Below are 14397 nucleotides of genomic sequence, written 5' to 3' on the forward strand. Positions count from 1 at the left end.
ATATTTATAACACCATGAATAACATCTCTTTCAGATTTTCCGCGATTCTATTGTGCCTAGTTTTGGCTTTGACAATTCCTTATGTTTCAGCCCAAAGCGGTAACACCTTTTTAAGGTATGAAGGCAAAGATGGTTCCGGAAAAGATAAACATGTGGTGCTCATAGCAGGTGACGATGAATACCGCTCGGAAGAGTCCATGCCCATGATGGCAAAAATACTCTCCACACATTATGGGTTCACGACCACTGTGCTATTCCCTATTGAGCCGGAAACGGGAGATATCGTGCCGAGTTTCCAGAATAATATTCCTGGTCTAGAGCATTTGAAGACTGCTGATTTGGTGATTATGTTGATCCGCTTCAGGGATTTGCCCCTCGATCAGATGAGACATTTGGAGGATTATTTCCAATCAGGTAAGCCCTTCATTGCGTTACGGACTTCCACACATCCTTTTGCGGTGAAAGACCAATCCTCTCCTTTCTATAAGTGGAACTGGAACAGCAAGGTGAATGGCTGGGAAGGGGGCTTTGGACAGCAGATAGTAGGGGAAACCTGGGTCGCCCATCACGGAATCCACAAATCTGAAGGTACCCGCGCTTTGGTAGATGGTGTAAATGCTGATGCGGATCATCCCATTTTGCGTGGCATAGATGATATCTGGGCTCCTACAGATGTATATTCGATCAAGAACCTGCCTCCTGATGCCAATGTATTGCTATATGGTCAATCCACTGCGGGAATGACACCAGAATCGCCACTGATGTGGGATAAATCCATTATGCCAATCGCCTGGACCAAGGAATATTCTCTGGAGGGAGGAAAAACCGGTAGGCTGATGGGAAGTACCTTGGGGTCTTCGCTAGATTTTCAGGTGGAGGATATGAGACGTCTGGTTTTAAATTCTGTGTTCTGGCTCCTGGATATGTCAGGAGAGATTACCCCTGAGCTTTCTGTGGATATTGTGGGGAATTACGAGCCCACGATGTTTGGCTTTGATAGCTTTCGAAAAGGGATGAAGGTGGTAGATTTTAAATAAGATATTATGTATATCCGCTTTTCTGCCAGTAAAACAATAAAAGCATCATAGGATTCGGAAAACACCAGCATCAAGGCCACTTCGGTCACCCGTCTTCGGTCTTCCGTCCAGTAAAGCAAAGAGAATATGGTTACTGGCATCATTGCGGATAATCACATAAGATATTTATGACAATTAAGATATTTGCAATTTATTTTAGACGAAGTGTGGTACTTTGTAGAGAAATAGTTGAGCGAAATGTTCCAGACGATTGTGATCAATTGTGATCATATTTTGGAGCAAACATTTAGAGAAGGAAAAACTCAAAGATAATTCCAACTAAAGGTTTCATAAAGTGAATGAGGGTAAAGGGTTTTAATTAGTAGAGGAGCAGACTTCATTATTATGCATTCAGCGTTCAACATTCATCATTAAAATATAGAATGATGAATGTCCAATTTTGAATAATGAAGTTCTGAATGATGTAAGTAAATAATTGAGTGAAAAATTCATGAACAAAATAGGTTTTAATGTGCTGGCTTGGTCAGCAGAGATGTCCGAGGGCTTGTTGCCGGTACTGGATAGATTAAAAGAAATCGGCTATGACGGTGCGGAGTTTTTTATTGGGGGATCACCTGAGGCCTCCTTCAAGCTGGTAGGGGGACACTGTGCCGATATAGGCCTGGAAGTGACTGCGGTGACCGTGATGGGAGCGGCTCAAAATCCAATTTCACCCGATGCTAAAATCAGAGCTTCCGCCTCAGAACAACTCAAGTGGGTGATCGATAGAGCCAATGATCTGCAGGCTCAGGTTCTATGCGGGCCGTTTCATTCTGGTTTCACTGTGTTTGCTTCCCGTGAACCCATAGAGGAAGAATACAACTGGTCGGCCGAGGTTCTTCATGGTGTGGCGGATTATGCCAAAGAGGCCGGGGTTTTACTTACTCCCGAAGCGCTTAACAGGTTTGAGTGCTATCTCTGCAATACCATGGAGCAGCTGTCGTATCTTTTAAGGAAAGTCGATCACCCAAATGTGCAGGCGATGTTTGACACCCACCATGCTAATATCGAGGAGAAGAAACTGGGAGATGCCATAAAGTTTATTGCGCCTCAATTGGGTCACTTCCATATTTCTGAAAACGACCGAGGCACACCAGGTTCCGGTCATGTGGATTTTGATGAGACCTTCAAAGCACTGGCAGAAGTGAATTATAAGGGATGGCTGACGATCGAAGGCTTCACCAGAAATGATCCGGCTTTTGCCAATTCAATAGGCGTGTGGAGGAATTTCTCCCAGCCTTGGGATATGGCGGAAAAGGGATTTGAACTTATTAGAGGAATGGGTGAGAAGTATGGGCTGTGACTTAGAAGAATCAAGAGTCAAGACTTTAGAATCAAGAATTGGCCCTCCCTGCCTATAGGCGAGATAGGCAGTCAGTTAATACATGAGGATATGCCTAGTTGTGTCGTTTTGTATAATCATAATTTTCTATCTTCATCCTATGATCACACTTACTCGCACCGATTCCTCTAATCCTGACTTTGTGGCTTTGGTAAAACTGCTGGATGCATACCTATCCGAAAAGGATGGGAGAGAACATGATTATTACGATCAATTCAATTCGATCGATAAATTGAAGAATGTGGTGGTATGTTATGAAAATGGTGCCGCGGTAGCCTGCGGTGCGATCAAGGGATTTGATGCCGTGGCTATGGAAGTAAAACGCATGTACACCTTGCCGGCTTCCAGGGGGAAAGGATTGGCCTCCTTGGTTTTGACAGAATTGGAGACCTGGGCAGTAGAACTTGGCTATAAAACCTGCGTGTTGGAGACAGGCAAGCGGCAGGTGGAGGCAGTGGAACTGTATAAAAATAGAGGTTATTCTCTTATTCCCAATTATGCCCAATACATTGGAATTGAGAATAGTGTATGTTTTCAAAAAACATTGGGATCCAATTAGAACACCTTCCAGGCAATCGGGGCTCAGCTCCAATCCTTCACGTAAATAGATTTACTTTTCATTTGCGCTTTTAGCAAAACCCCTCTCGACCAATCTGAGGCACTCAGCAGTGATCTTTTATTTCCTGTTTCACTTGGCGAAAGTACATTCCTTTTGGTCACGGATTGAAAAAGGTGCAGGATCGGGTTCCGACTTATGCATGGGCCTTGTACAGCAAGTCCTACGTGGAAAGATTTATCATGTTGGGCATTATGGATTTCTATGATGCCAATTTTTATTTGGGAGATTTGGCTATATGTAGGTGATTATAAGTAAGGGGCTGGACAGGAATTGAGACACAGTAATGGAAATATATAATTCCGACTGGATATATGGGATATATGTAATTACTTATTAGCTTTGAGGCCTTACTGTGTTATTACCCTGTTGACCATGCAGAAAATAGTATCCCGATTAAAGAGTGAACCGTTTTGGACAATGTTTTTTGCCTTTGCGGCCATGGTGTTCGTATTGATGGTAACTCAGACGCTCACCCAATCCATTAAAAGCTGGGAGTTGGACACCGAGATGTTTTTATGGTTTTTGCTGGTTGGGTTTGTCGCTCAGAGCATAGACGGAGCTTTGGGAATGGCCTATGGGGTCAGCTGTAATTCAATTTTATTGGGCATAGGGATCCCTCCTGCCTCTGCTTCTGCCTGGGTTCATTTTGCCCAGGTGTTTACCAGTCTTGCTTCCGGTATTTCGCACTGGAAAATGGGGAATGTAGATTGGAATCTGGCCAAGAAGCTTTTGATACCCGGGGTATTGGGTTCTGTGATTGGGGCATTTTTGCTTTCAAACGTAAATGGGGATATGGTCAAGCCTGTTATCGCGCTTTACCTGTTGGTAATGGGGATTGTAATCCTTAGGAAAGTAAAGAAAAAGCATTCCCCAAAATTCAACCGTGAAAGTAAAAGCCTTCCGGTACTGGCTACTACAGGCGGTTTTGCAGATGCCATTGGGGGAGGGGGATGGGGACCTATAGTCAACAGTACGCTTTTGAGCAAAGGAAAAATAGCGCGCTATGCGATAGGTACGGGAAATTTTGTGGAGTTTTTTGTTTCTCTGGCCAGCGCTTCAACATTCCTGTTTTTTGTCAAGGAATTAAGTCTTGCTCCGGTACTTGGACTGATCCTGGGAGGAATTATTGCGGCTCCCTTTGCCGCTTACATTTGTAAACTGGTGAAGCCAAAGTACCTGATGATAGCTGTAGGAGTATTGATTATTGGGCTTAGTATCAGGACTTTTTATCTTGCGCTAGTTTGAGCCTGAGCCCTGGGTTTCCACTGTTTTTTTATCCGGCGAATGGATCTTTTTGTCAGGAATGAGTTCTTCACGAGGAAAAAAATAAAGAGATAAGCATTTTTCGCAGATGACAAGCCCATCATAAAAAGAAAACCGAACCATCTGTGGGAAATTCACCTCCTAATTATGCGATTGTCTTTCTCTTAGAATTGATACCTCAGCGTGATGCCATAGGTGAGAGGATCTCCCAGCACAGCGGCGTACAAGCCGGTACTTCCAGAAGCGGGAAGCAATTGCTCATAATAGTCTTTATTGAACAGGTTTCTTGCCCATATAAAAGCAGACAGCCCATTTTGGTTACGGAACCCGGTTCTTGCATTGACCAGACCATAGCCCGGAATATTCATGAATTCTGAAGAAGAGGGGCTGGAGGAAAATTCTGACCTGAAATAGGAGTCAGCGCCCAGAAAGAAACTGGACTGCTGGTCAAAGAATTTTGTAGGGACCGTAAATTCAGCTCCAAGTGAGCCTGCCCATTTGGATATGCCGGGAAGTCTTTCCCCTGAAATATCCTTGAACGTAAACTCTCCGCCGACTTCCTCCAGCGGTACAGGGGCATTAGGAAAGGATTCATAGATTCCATCGGTGTAGGCAACCGAGCCTGTAATTGTGAAATTCGGGGAAAGGCGGACATTACCGTCGATTTCCACTCCCATCACCCGTACCTTTTCGGCATTGGAAAGATAGCCTCTGTTCACTCCAGGTTCCGGTGTCTGTACCAAGGTCTGAAAATCTTCGATTGAGGTGTGGTAGGCTGATACATTAAAGTTTGTCCCCTTAGTAGGGTTTGCTTTGAGACCCAGCTCAAAATGGGTAACATACTCTGGCTTGACCGTTGCCAGTTCAGTCAGAGGCTTACCGTTTTCCGTAGGCAATCCACCCAGGTTAACCCCAAGCGGCTTGTAGCTTGTGGATGCAGTGGCATAAGTGCTTAACTTCTCTGTCGGACGAAAGGCCAGTGTCACCTGTCCAGAAAAATTCTGTTCAGAGGCATCTATCTGAAAGCTTTGGGGAGAATAGACCTGGGCTTTAAGGGCAAGCAGTTCAGGATCCTCAGTTTGGAGTCCTCCATAAGTGATCCGGTTATAGTCCACGTCTTTTTTATCGTAATTGAAACGTACCCCGGGGAGAATGCTTAATTTTTCTGTGATCGACCAGTCAAGCTGTCCAAAGACCGCGGCACTGCTTGATTTTAGCTGGCTTGTGGTACGGATTCCATACCCGTCCAATAGACCAGGTGTCTGCCACAGAGGATCTTGGTTGTTCTGTAGAAATCGCCAGGCTGATGAGCCTGTTTCCTCGGAGTGGAAAGGGTCGGTCTCCAGGTTTTGTCCAAGGAAGTAGATACCTGCGACACCACTGAGCCTGTCTGAAAAGTCTCCTGTGTAACGGATTTCTTTGGAAAACTGGTCATGCCTGGAAGGAGCCTGGGAATGGGTTTGAACGGGTAATCCTGTAAAGTCCCTGTCATTGGAAGGTCCCCAGATCCAATACCTCCATGCGGTAGTGGAAGTCAATGTCCCATTTCCCAGTTCGTAATCTATGTTTACTGAAATGCCTCCCATGTCATTTTTTGATCTCCAGGGGGTGTCATGGTCTATTAATCTGTCAAAGGCGTTGGTACTTGGAAGGCTATAATTAAAATCTTTGATGATATTGTGGAATTGTCTGAACTCGGGGCGTTCGGTGGTGACTACTCCCGCGGGAACCTGTGCATATCCGTCAGGCCGTTGAAAGCTGGCGTCCCCTGAAAGGATTATTTCCAGCTTACTGGATGGATTGTATAAGAGCTGTCCCCTGAAGCCAAGGTTATTAATATCATTGATGAATTTGCCTGTGTTAACATGCTCAATGGTACCGTTTCTCTGCGTACCGGAAAAAGAAAGTCGTGCAGCGAGTGATTTGGATAGCGGCCCAGTAATAGATGCCTTTGCCTGGATAAAACCCAGGTTTCCATAGCTGAGCTCTACTTTGCCTCCTGGGGTAAATTCAGGGATTTTAGTGGTGATGTTGAATGCACCCGCTGTGGTGTTTTTTCCGAAAAGAGTGCCCTGAGGTCCTCGCAGAACTTCAATCTGCTCCACGTCTATAAAATCTAGGGTAGTAGCTGCAGGCCTGGCATAATAAACTCCATCCACATAAAAGCCAACTCCCGGATCAATTCCGTCGTTGGTCAACCCGAAGGTGGATCCCATACCTCTGATGTTCAGAGTGGTGTTACGTGGATTCGAAGAGTAGAGCTGAACAGTGGGGATCAGTTCTTTAATCCTATTTACATTAAATGCACCCGCATCGGCAATCCGTGGGCCTCCTACTACTGCAACCGGGATGGGTACTTTCTCCACAGCTTCGGTTCTTCTTCTGGCAGTGATCAGCACCTCAGCCAATTCCGCATCATTTTCCAGAGTTATGGAGAGTGACGTTTCTGGTAGTCGCTGCAGGGTATGTGTGTACTCTTTAAATCCTACAAAATTCACTTTGAGAGTAACAGGGAACCTAGGTGGTGAATCCAAGGAGAATTCCCCCTTTTCATCGGTGATGGTAAACTTTTCCGTCCCCTTAATATTCACTGTAGCGCCAATGAGGGGAAGTTTATCCTCGTCTAACACCACTCCGGAAAGGGTTGACTGGGCTTTCAGCTGATTCAGCCATAGCAACAGCAAAAGTGCAAAAGGTAGCTTTGTTTTCATGGAATTTCGGTTTGGGTAAATTTTATAAATCGTATTAAACAGATTATTCATACCAAAAAGATATGAATAATAGACAAATGTAATTTTTGTTTTTATAATCCTGTTATGCCGATGCAGTTTTTTTTAACCTGGATTCACATCCTTATTGCACGTTAGGATAGTGTTGTTTGCTGGGCTTGGACAAAAAAATATTAGCCTTCTAAAAATTAAAGATTAGGTCAATGTCCTAAAGGGGTATTTGAATTTTTCCTATAGGGCTCTGCAGGCCATTGCCAACCGACTCGGTCATTAGGTGATTCAAGGATATTAAGTCATCTTGGAGTCATCCTTTGAATTTTTGGCTAGGTCTAAAATTTTGTACTTTGGGTCGATTTTAGAATTTATATGATATCAAAACGAGCAAAATACGCCATCAAGACGATCCTTTTCATCAATGATCATCCTGAATTGGCTCCGATGTCTGCCAAATTAATCTCGGAAAAAGAACGCATCCCCTATAAGTTTTTGGAGAACATATTGCGTGATCTCAAGTCGCACCAGCTGGTCAAAAGTGTCCGCGGGGCAGAAGGAGGATATACGCTGGGGAAGAATCCCGAAGACATATCCATTGCCCAAATAATGAGGATAGTGGATGGGCCAATAGCCTTGATCCCCTGTATATCGGAGCGTTATTACGAGCCTTGTGCGGAATGTGAAGACGAAGAGACCTGCCGTATTAGGAAATTGTTCAATGAGGTTAGATCAGAAATGCTCCCTGTGTTGGAGCGACCGATCACTACCTTAAAGTAACTTTGGAACTAGAGGGGAAATGATATCGCTGGAAACAATATTTTTGTCCACCTACTTTTATGACTGCAGTGATAAAGAGGTAAGTTTTTGGAATGCTCCGGCAAATGAACAAATCATTCTAAACACCTCAATTTGCTCTTCATTTTACGTTAACAGTCGGAATGCCGGATACATTCTCAATAACTGAAAGACGGAGTAAAACATTCAGTATGAAATCATGGCGAACCAGTGCCGGACGAAACTTTTTTCCTTTCTGGATAGGACGCCAAATCTGCGATTTGATCCCCGAATAGAACAAGTCGTGGTTGGCCAAGTAACAGATTTGACTATTCTCATTATACTTTTCAATCTTGGAATCCGGTAAGGATACATCAACCACCAAAATTATCCCGTCAGATTTATAGACTCCTTTCATTTCTGATAAGACGTTGAGAGGGGGTTAAAAGTGCTGGAATCCGAATCTGAAAACTATAACTGAAAAAATAGGTAGAGGTTTATCCTAACTTTTATTTTAAAGAATCAGTCATTCAATTTCGTTAATCCATTCTGCTATTGATGAAAAATCAGGGATATAAAAATTCGATACTCTATCGGCATACGGGTCTTTCAGCAAATGCGGTAGCGGGTCATTGAATCTGAGGCTTTGCTTTAGAGTAATAGTCCAGCATACCTTAAGATAGCTTTTTCATAGTCTGAAAGTGTAAATGATGTTCCCAGTATGGAACTTTGATCCGTCGCGGCGAACCATCCTTCTTTTCTGCCTCCCCTGGAAACTGGCTCCTTTGCTAAAAATGTCCAAAGAGACATTTTCTTTACGCTTGGCCCTTCTATGCGCTAGGCATGGTCTTGATCCACTCCCAATCTGATTGGGTTTTTACGTTTCCGTTCAGGCTTTTTTCCCGTATGTACGGAACCAGATGCAATGGCTGATTCGGTTTATTCAAGTTGAGTTTATTTTAAACGGTGTTAATGAATACTTCGCATTTCAGCCATACTTCGAGTTTTTTGATCACGGCCTGGATATTCTCGCACATATTTTCCATTTTGATCATGGTTTTGGTTGTTTAGCGCATATGTTCGATTATAACTAACTATTATCTCATGGCTGAAAAACTTAGACCTACGATCCAGATAAGGCAACTAATCATACTTTGCAGGCAAGGGTTTTACCATACTTTTTTACTGATTTGGAAAAGTATTTATTCCTTTGTCAATAAAGATAGTTGGGGTTAGTTAAAAGCATAAAAAAGCATTCTGTATCTTGAGTGATGATTTCACCGAAGCTAGAATTATGCACAAAACGGTTCAATCCATTTCTAAGCTATCATTCTCTGAATGGAAGAGCATTTTTATAAAAGTAAAAGAACGTACTGACGAAAATAATGTAGTAATTATTTCGGCCGGAGTGGGGTTTTTCGGCTTTTTAGCCATTTTTCCTGCGATTATGGCGCTCATTTCCATTTATGGGTTTGTAATGGATCCTCAGCAAATTGAGGAACAGGTATCCAAAATCAGTTCAATGATGCCAGAGCAGACCCATGAAATCCTCCAATACCGTGTGGATAACTTTATCAAAACTGAGGGGAAACCTCTAGGTTGGGGTACTTTTTTCGGGATTTTTCTGGGCATTTGGATTGGCAATCTTGGGACAAAATCTTTGTTTAGGGGAATAAATATTGTCTATGAGACCGAAAGCAAAAGGGGCATCATCAAGAACAATGGGCTTACATTATTATTTACTTTTGGAGCTATCCTACTAATCATTCTAAGTGCCGCATTGATTGTCGCGTTCCCGACAATCATTGAGAAAATAGGTTTACCCGATCACATTGAAAGCCTTATAAGTTGGTTGCGATGGCTAGTCATGGGTATTGTTTTAGTGGGGAGTATCGGTCTGATTTATAATTTTGGGCCAAAAAGAAGGCGGCACGGGTTTATGTGGGTCATTCCGGGTGCCATTTTAGCCACCTCCTTGTGGCTCCTGGCTTCCTGGGCATTTTCATTTTACATCCGAAATTTCTGGAATTTAGGTGAAATCTATGGATCCATTTCGACAGTTGTTTTTCTTATGTTGTGGCTTTTTATTAGCACTTTTATAGTGCTCTTAGGTGCTGAATTGAATTACGAAATTGAACACCATGCTATGGGAGAGTAGGTCCATGGTTAAAATTGAGTCCTAATAACCCTAATCCTTCTCAGCCATTGCAAGCCAAAGGCCAGTTTCCGCAATGGGGAATCCAGCCTTTTCAACCAAGGTCAGAGCGATTCGTCGGGAATAGGCTTGTTGGTGCTCACAGACAGCCTATTCCATGCATTGATGGCAATTATTGCCAGGATCACCTGGGCAAGGTAGTTTTCTCCAAAAGCCTTCAACGCTTGGTTGTAGGTCTCTTCACTCAGTCCCTTTTCACTGATCAGCGTGACTTCCTCAGTGATCTGGAGAAGTGTTTTTTCCTCGGGAGTGTAAAGGTCAGTTTCTCTCCAGGCATTGAGCAATAGAATCCGTTGGATTTTTTCACCCTGCTTCAAAGCATCTTTAGTATGCATGTCTATACAGAATGCACATTTGTTGATCTGGGAAGCCCGGATTTTGATTAGTTCCTTATGAGTGGAAGTAAGTTTGGATTGCTGGAGGTACTTCTCCATTCCGAAAAGGGATTGATAGCCTCTCGGTTCTACTTCGTCGATTTGCAGTCTGGTTTCCATGTTTTTATCGGTTTTGTTGAAACATAGGCCAAAGGTATTCGCCTCAAATCCGAAAAAACTTGAACTGGATTAAGATCGTCTTTTCGTCCGTAGTTTACTGAGATATTCAGGTGTCAGCCCTAGGTAGGTGGCGAGGATATATTGTGGCACGCGCTGCACAAAGTAGGGGAACTGTTCACTGAAGTTGTAGAAGATTTCCTCCTTGGAATAATTGAAAAGGTATTTTAGCCGGGTAATCACGGCTCCATAGCCGATCTCATACATATGGCGAAAGTAGGACTCCATCTCCGGATGATCTCTCAGCAGGGCAGTGTATTTCTCTCGTGAAACACGCCACACTACCGAATCTTCAACAGCCTGGATCGTTGTATCGGTCACCTTCTTTTTGTAAAAAGCCTGGTAATCGCTGATCCACCAATTTTCCAGGGCAAATTGAACAGATTTTTCAACGCCGCGCTGATCGACGAAAAAAGCGTGGATACAACCCCTTTCCACAAAAAACATGTAATCACAGAGGTGGTGGGCGGGTAGAATAATTTCTTTTTTGCCAACTTCCCGACGCTCGAAGTATCCCGGGATTTGTAGGGTAAGGACTGGTGTTAAAGAGATATAGTTTCGGATATGCTCGATAAGGACTTGGGACATGGGAAAAAGATTTTAGGAAATTTAGAAAGCAACCATCAGATACCAAAATAGGCAGATAACTGATTAGGTATCCTTTTTTTATATTATTTCCATCATTTGGCCAGGTTCAGTATAATTAATTTGGCCTTATTTGTATGGTTTGCATTCAGCAGTACTCCAGATTACTATTTTTATCATCCATTCTTACCTGTTTATGGTCTCTGCTCTGACTCCCCCTTTTTTAGAGGCTTTCCCGATATTTCAATTCATGAAAAGAACTTCTCGCATAGGGGGGATGATTATTCAGGGCATTCCATCTGACCATTAAAAAAAAACATGAGATTATCCGCAATGATGCCAGTAACCATATTCTCTTTGCTTTACTGGACGGAAGACCGATGCTTCGTCTTCGCTCAGCACAGGTGACGGGTGACCGAAGTGGCCTTGACGCTGGTGTTTTCCGAATCCTATGATGCTTTTATTGTTTTACTGGCAGAAAAGCGGATATAAATAAAAAAAGATAAACGGATGAAATAGCTATATTATTTTTTGTGAGTTTTGTCCTAAAGATTTAAAAATTGCTAATGCCCAGATGAAGCCACTCCTAAGCCATACTACTGCTATAAAGAAGCTGAGATGAAAGCAAAGGAGAACTAAACGGTATAATTCAGATGGCTAACCAAAAAAAAACACCGCTATTCTTTCATATTTTCTCCCCTTTCCCAAAAAAAATCCACTGTACATGTATGTTTTTCTATCATTTTTTTCCGTTTCTTTCGGTCAGCTTTTAGTTATTGAGACATCTTATCCATTATCCATCTGGGGCAGACAGTCGCCCTCTCCTAAAGTGCCTTTTCCGATAGCTCAGCCTATCGGGAAGAAGGTAGGGATGAGGTAGGACACCCATCCGGGTTTGTACCCGGAACCCCATTTAATCTTAATCGGATAGTGAAATGATAGCAGAGCCAATCGCTTCCTATTTCCTATTTAAGGAGGAGGCAGGAAAGCCAATTGAAAATTGATAGGGATAGGAGGGTAGGACAGGACGACAATAAATATTCCAGAGGAAGATTTTAGGCATGAACCAGATATTAGGGTATGCAAACTGCATCCAGTCCCGACTAGCGATGTGACTACAGAGTAGAAGGGGTATTACAAATCCTGTCCAGTCACCACGAGCAATGTGAGCGGAGTGGTCACTATGTATTTCAAATCAATGAAATAAATAGCGGATCCTCCACCTGATAGAACCGCCTGAAGCCAAAAATGCCAATCTGCTAGGAAATAGTTACTCAGGGCGGCGATAGTTTTTGTCAACATATATCATTATCTATTATCTTATAATTTCATGAAAAAACCATCAGACTCCTGGGGTTCCAGAACTGGCTTGATACTTGCTATGGCAGGAAATGCTGTGGGGCTCGGCAATTTTTTGAGGTTTCCGGTACAGGCTATACAGAATGGCGGAGGGACATTTATTATTCCTTATCTAATCTGTTTTTTGGTCATGGGGATTCCGTTGCTCTTTACCGAATGGTCCATAGGAAGGTTTGGAGGTAAGAGAGGCAATCACAGTACTCCATATATACTCGGTTCGATGAGCAATAGCAATTGGTGGAAGTATATTGGAGTCTTCGGGATTTTCACCAATGTGGCTGTGGTGGCATATTATACTTATATAGAATCCTGGACCTTTATTTACGTCATCCACACCTTGGTGGGCACCTTCACGCCAATGTCCCAGTCAGAAGTGAGCATGTTTTTTATTCACTATGTAAATCTTGAGGGATCTGATTTTGGAATTCCTTACTTGCCTGTAATTGTATATATGGTCGTTCTCGGTATCAACGTTTACATTTTATCCACAGGGTTGGGAGGAATAGAGAAAGTTGCAAAAATAGGGATGCCATTGCTGATTTTGTTTGGGACAGTATTGGCGTATAAAGGGTGGAGCATGGGAGCCGGTTACGCCTCAGAGACGTTTCCTGATGCGAATGCATGGGATGGCATCAATTTCCTATGGACTCCCCAATACACATCGCTTCTTGATCCCAAGGTATGGCTTTCGGCAGCAGGGCAGATTTTTTTCACCCTTTCAGTAGGAATGGGATCCATCCAATGTTATGCTTCTTACCTCAAAGAAAACGAAGATATCGCATTGAACTCCCTGACATCGGGGTTCACCAATGAACTGGTGGAAATCGTACTCGGAAGTGCGATCGTTATACCCATAGCGGCCGGATTCCTTGGTCTGGACTGGGTTTTGGACAATGCCGGATTCGGAATGGCTTTTCAGACAATGCCTTATCTGTTTATACAGTGGGGGGAGCTTTTCGGTATGGTTGCCGGCATTTGCTGGTTTGGCCTCCTCTTCTTTGCCGGAATCACTTCTTCTTTAGCCATGGGAACACCCTGGATGGGATTTATGAAAGATGAGTTTGGCTGGGGAAAAGTAAAAGGAGCTGTGTCTTTTGGGGTGCTGGCGCTGCTAATGGGGTTGCCCACTATCCTGTTTTACCGCTATGGATACTTTGATGAGTATGATTATTGGGCAGGAACAGTTAGTCTAGTTGTTTTTGCCTTGCTGGAGATGTTATTGTTTACCTGGGTATTTGGTATCGACAACGCATGGTCTGAACTAAACAGAGGGGCGGATCTCATTATTCCCGGCATATATAGATGGATTATGAAGTACATTACTCCCTTACTTTTGGTGCTGGTTCTTGTGGGAGCATTGATCACTCCCATGGGCAATGATTGGGGAGGAGCTATAGCAGGCTTGCTTAACGGAGAAGGGTGGATGTTGGATCCGGGGTCCTTGGTTTCCAAAATTTCACATCAAGACCTTCAGCTTCTCATGAAAAATGATCCTTTGCATAAGGAATTTTATACAAACAAAATGTTTTTTTCTTCCTTAGCCCGGATACAGCTCATCACTCTGTTTCTGTTTATAGCACTTCTGGTGTGGTATTCAGGCACTAAACGTAAACAAATATCCCATGAATAATTCTGCCTTGATTCTGGCTGTTACTGTACAGCTTTTGGTTGTATTGACCACTGGATATTGCTTTTACTTGGTTTTGAAGAAATCGGACAAGAAATAGTTTGATAATAGATGAGATCTATATTACTATTCTTTAGGGGAAATGGGTATTAAATGGTAAGGAAAAGTAGCGAGCATTTTCACCCGGTCTCCTTGAACCTGCCTTACCGCCAGGTAGGTACGGCATACCTGAGACTCTTTCGGCATGTTCTAGAAAGGCAAGA

General features: G+C 43.2%; 11 protein-coding genes. 7 read left to right on the plus strand and 4 right to left on the minus strand.

The annotated features are described in order from the left end of the window. Window positions 1-14 precede the first annotated feature (14 nt). The 4 genes from LZF95_RS09810 to LZF95_RS09825 all read left to right on the plus strand — a co-directional run bounded on the left by LZF95_RS09810 (window position 15) and on the right by LZF95_RS09825 (window position 4282). On the plus strand, window positions 15-1037 hold the full coding sequence (locus LZF95_RS09810) for a ThuA domain-containing protein (protein ID WP_233754814.1): 1023 nt from the start codon (window positions 15-17) through the stop codon (window positions 1035-1037). A gap of 490 nt (window positions 1038-1527) precedes the next feature. Beyond that, window positions 1528-2379 carry a sugar phosphate isomerase/epimerase gene (locus LZF95_RS09815; RefSeq protein ID WP_233754815.1) on the plus strand — a complete coding sequence of 284 codons (852 nt, stop codon included), beginning with the start codon at window positions 1528-1530 and terminating at the stop codon, window positions 2377-2379. 139 nt (window positions 2380-2518) lie between these two features. Then, window positions 2519-2977, plus strand: a complete 459-nt coding sequence (locus LZF95_RS09820) for a GNAT family N-acetyltransferase (RefSeq protein WP_233754816.1) — start codon at window positions 2519-2521, stop codon at window positions 2975-2977. A 432-nt stretch (window positions 2978-3409) separates the two neighbouring features. After that, window positions 3410-4282: a sulfite exporter TauE/SafE family protein gene (locus LZF95_RS09825; RefSeq protein ID WP_233754817.1), complete on the plus strand. Its 873-nt coding sequence runs from the start codon at window positions 3410-3412 to the stop codon at window positions 4280-4282. 182 nt (window positions 4283-4464) lie between these two features. Here LZF95_RS09825 and LZF95_RS09830 read toward each other — a convergent pair whose 3' ends face one another. Further along, window positions 4465-7011 carry a TonB-dependent receptor gene (locus LZF95_RS09830; RefSeq protein ID WP_233754818.1) on the minus strand — a complete coding sequence of 849 codons (2547 nt, stop codon included), beginning with the start codon at window positions 7009-7011 and terminating at the stop codon, window positions 4465-4467. Between the two features lie 384 nt (window positions 7012-7395). On the opposite strand from LZF95_RS09830, the gene LZF95_RS09835 reads away from it, so the two are divergent. Together LZF95_RS09835 and LZF95_RS09840 are read left to right on the plus strand one after the other, a co-directional pair. Then, window positions 7396-7800: an Rrf2 family transcriptional regulator gene (locus tag LZF95_RS09835; protein ID WP_233754819.1), complete on the plus strand. Its 405-nt coding sequence runs from the start codon at window positions 7396-7398 to the stop codon at window positions 7798-7800. A gap of 1291 nt (window positions 7801-9091) precedes the next feature. Next, complete coding sequence (locus tag LZF95_RS09840) at window positions 9092-9955, plus strand: YihY/virulence factor BrkB family protein (protein WP_233754820.1); 864 nt, start codon at window positions 9092-9094, stop codon at window positions 9953-9955. A gap of 101 nt (window positions 9956-10056) precedes the next feature. On the opposite strand, the gene LZF95_RS09845 is transcribed toward LZF95_RS09840, so the two are convergent. The 3 genes from LZF95_RS09845 to LZF95_RS09855 all read right to left on the minus strand — a co-directional run bounded on the left by LZF95_RS09845 (window position 10057) and on the right by LZF95_RS09855 (window position 12450). After that, window positions 10057-10506: a carboxymuconolactone decarboxylase family protein gene (locus LZF95_RS09845; RefSeq protein ID WP_233754821.1), complete on the minus strand. Its 450-nt coding sequence runs from the start codon at window positions 10504-10506 to the stop codon at window positions 10057-10059. A gap of 69 nt (window positions 10507-10575) precedes the next feature. Beyond that, a complete protein-coding gene (locus LZF95_RS09850; protein ID WP_233754822.1) occupies window positions 10576-11151 on the minus strand; it encodes a Crp/Fnr family transcriptional regulator in 576 nt (191 codons plus the stop codon). A gap of 1131 nt (window positions 11152-12282) precedes the next feature. Further along, window positions 12283-12450 (minus strand): hypothetical protein, encoded by a 168-nt coding sequence (locus LZF95_RS09855; protein ID WP_233754823.1) that lies wholly within the window; start codon window positions 12448-12450, stop codon window positions 12283-12285. A 28-nt stretch (window positions 12451-12478) separates the two neighbouring features. Between LZF95_RS09855 and LZF95_RS09860 the strand changes: the two genes are divergently transcribed. After that, window positions 12479-14137, plus strand: a complete 1659-nt coding sequence (locus LZF95_RS09860) for a sodium:calcium symporter (RefSeq protein ID WP_233754824.1) — start codon at window positions 12479-12481, stop codon at window positions 14135-14137. The last annotated feature ends 260 nt before the right edge of the window (window positions 14138-14397 follow it).

Origin of the sequence: Algoriphagus sp. AGSA1, from assembly GCF_021390545.1 — a bacterium.
GTDB lineage: Bacteria > Bacteroidota > Bacteroidia > Cytophagales > Cyclobacteriaceae > Algoriphagus.

Coding starts and splice junctions, on each gene's coding strand:
- LZF95_RS09810 (WP_233754814.1), top strand. CDS start 15: ATGAATAACATCTCTTTCAGATTTTCCGCGATTCTATTGTGCCTAGTT.
- LZF95_RS09815 (WP_233754815.1), top strand. CDS start 1,528: ATGAACAAAATAGGTTTTAATGTGCTGGCTTGGTCAGCAGAGATGTCC.
- LZF95_RS09820 (WP_233754816.1), top strand. CDS start 2,519: ATGATCACACTTACTCGCACCGATTCCTCTAATCCTGACTTTGTGGCT.
- LZF95_RS09825 (WP_233754817.1), top strand. CDS start 3,410: ATGCAGAAAATAGTATCCCGATTAAAGAGTGAACCGTTTTGGACAATG.
- LZF95_RS09830 (WP_233754818.1), bottom strand. CDS start 7,011: ATGAAAACAAAGCTACCTTTTGCACTTTTGCTGTTGCTATGGCTGAAT.
- LZF95_RS09835 (WP_233754819.1), top strand. CDS start 7,396: ATGATATCAAAACGAGCAAAATACGCCATCAAGACGATCCTTTTCATC.
- LZF95_RS09840 (WP_233754820.1), top strand. CDS start 9,092: ATGCACAAAACGGTTCAATCCATTTCTAAGCTATCATTCTCTGAATGG.
- LZF95_RS09845 (WP_233754821.1), bottom strand. CDS start 10,506: ATGGAAACCAGACTGCAAATCGACGAAGTAGAACCGAGAGGCTATCAA.
- LZF95_RS09850 (WP_233754822.1), bottom strand. CDS start 11,151: ATGTCCCAAGTCCTTATCGAGCATATCCGAAACTATATCTCTTTAACA.
- LZF95_RS09855 (WP_233754823.1), bottom strand. CDS start 12,450: ATGTTGACAAAAACTATCGCCGCCCTGAGTAACTATTTCCTAGCAGAT.
- LZF95_RS09860 (WP_233754824.1), top strand. CDS start 12,479: ATGAAAAAACCATCAGACTCCTGGGGTTCCAGAACTGGCTTGATACTT.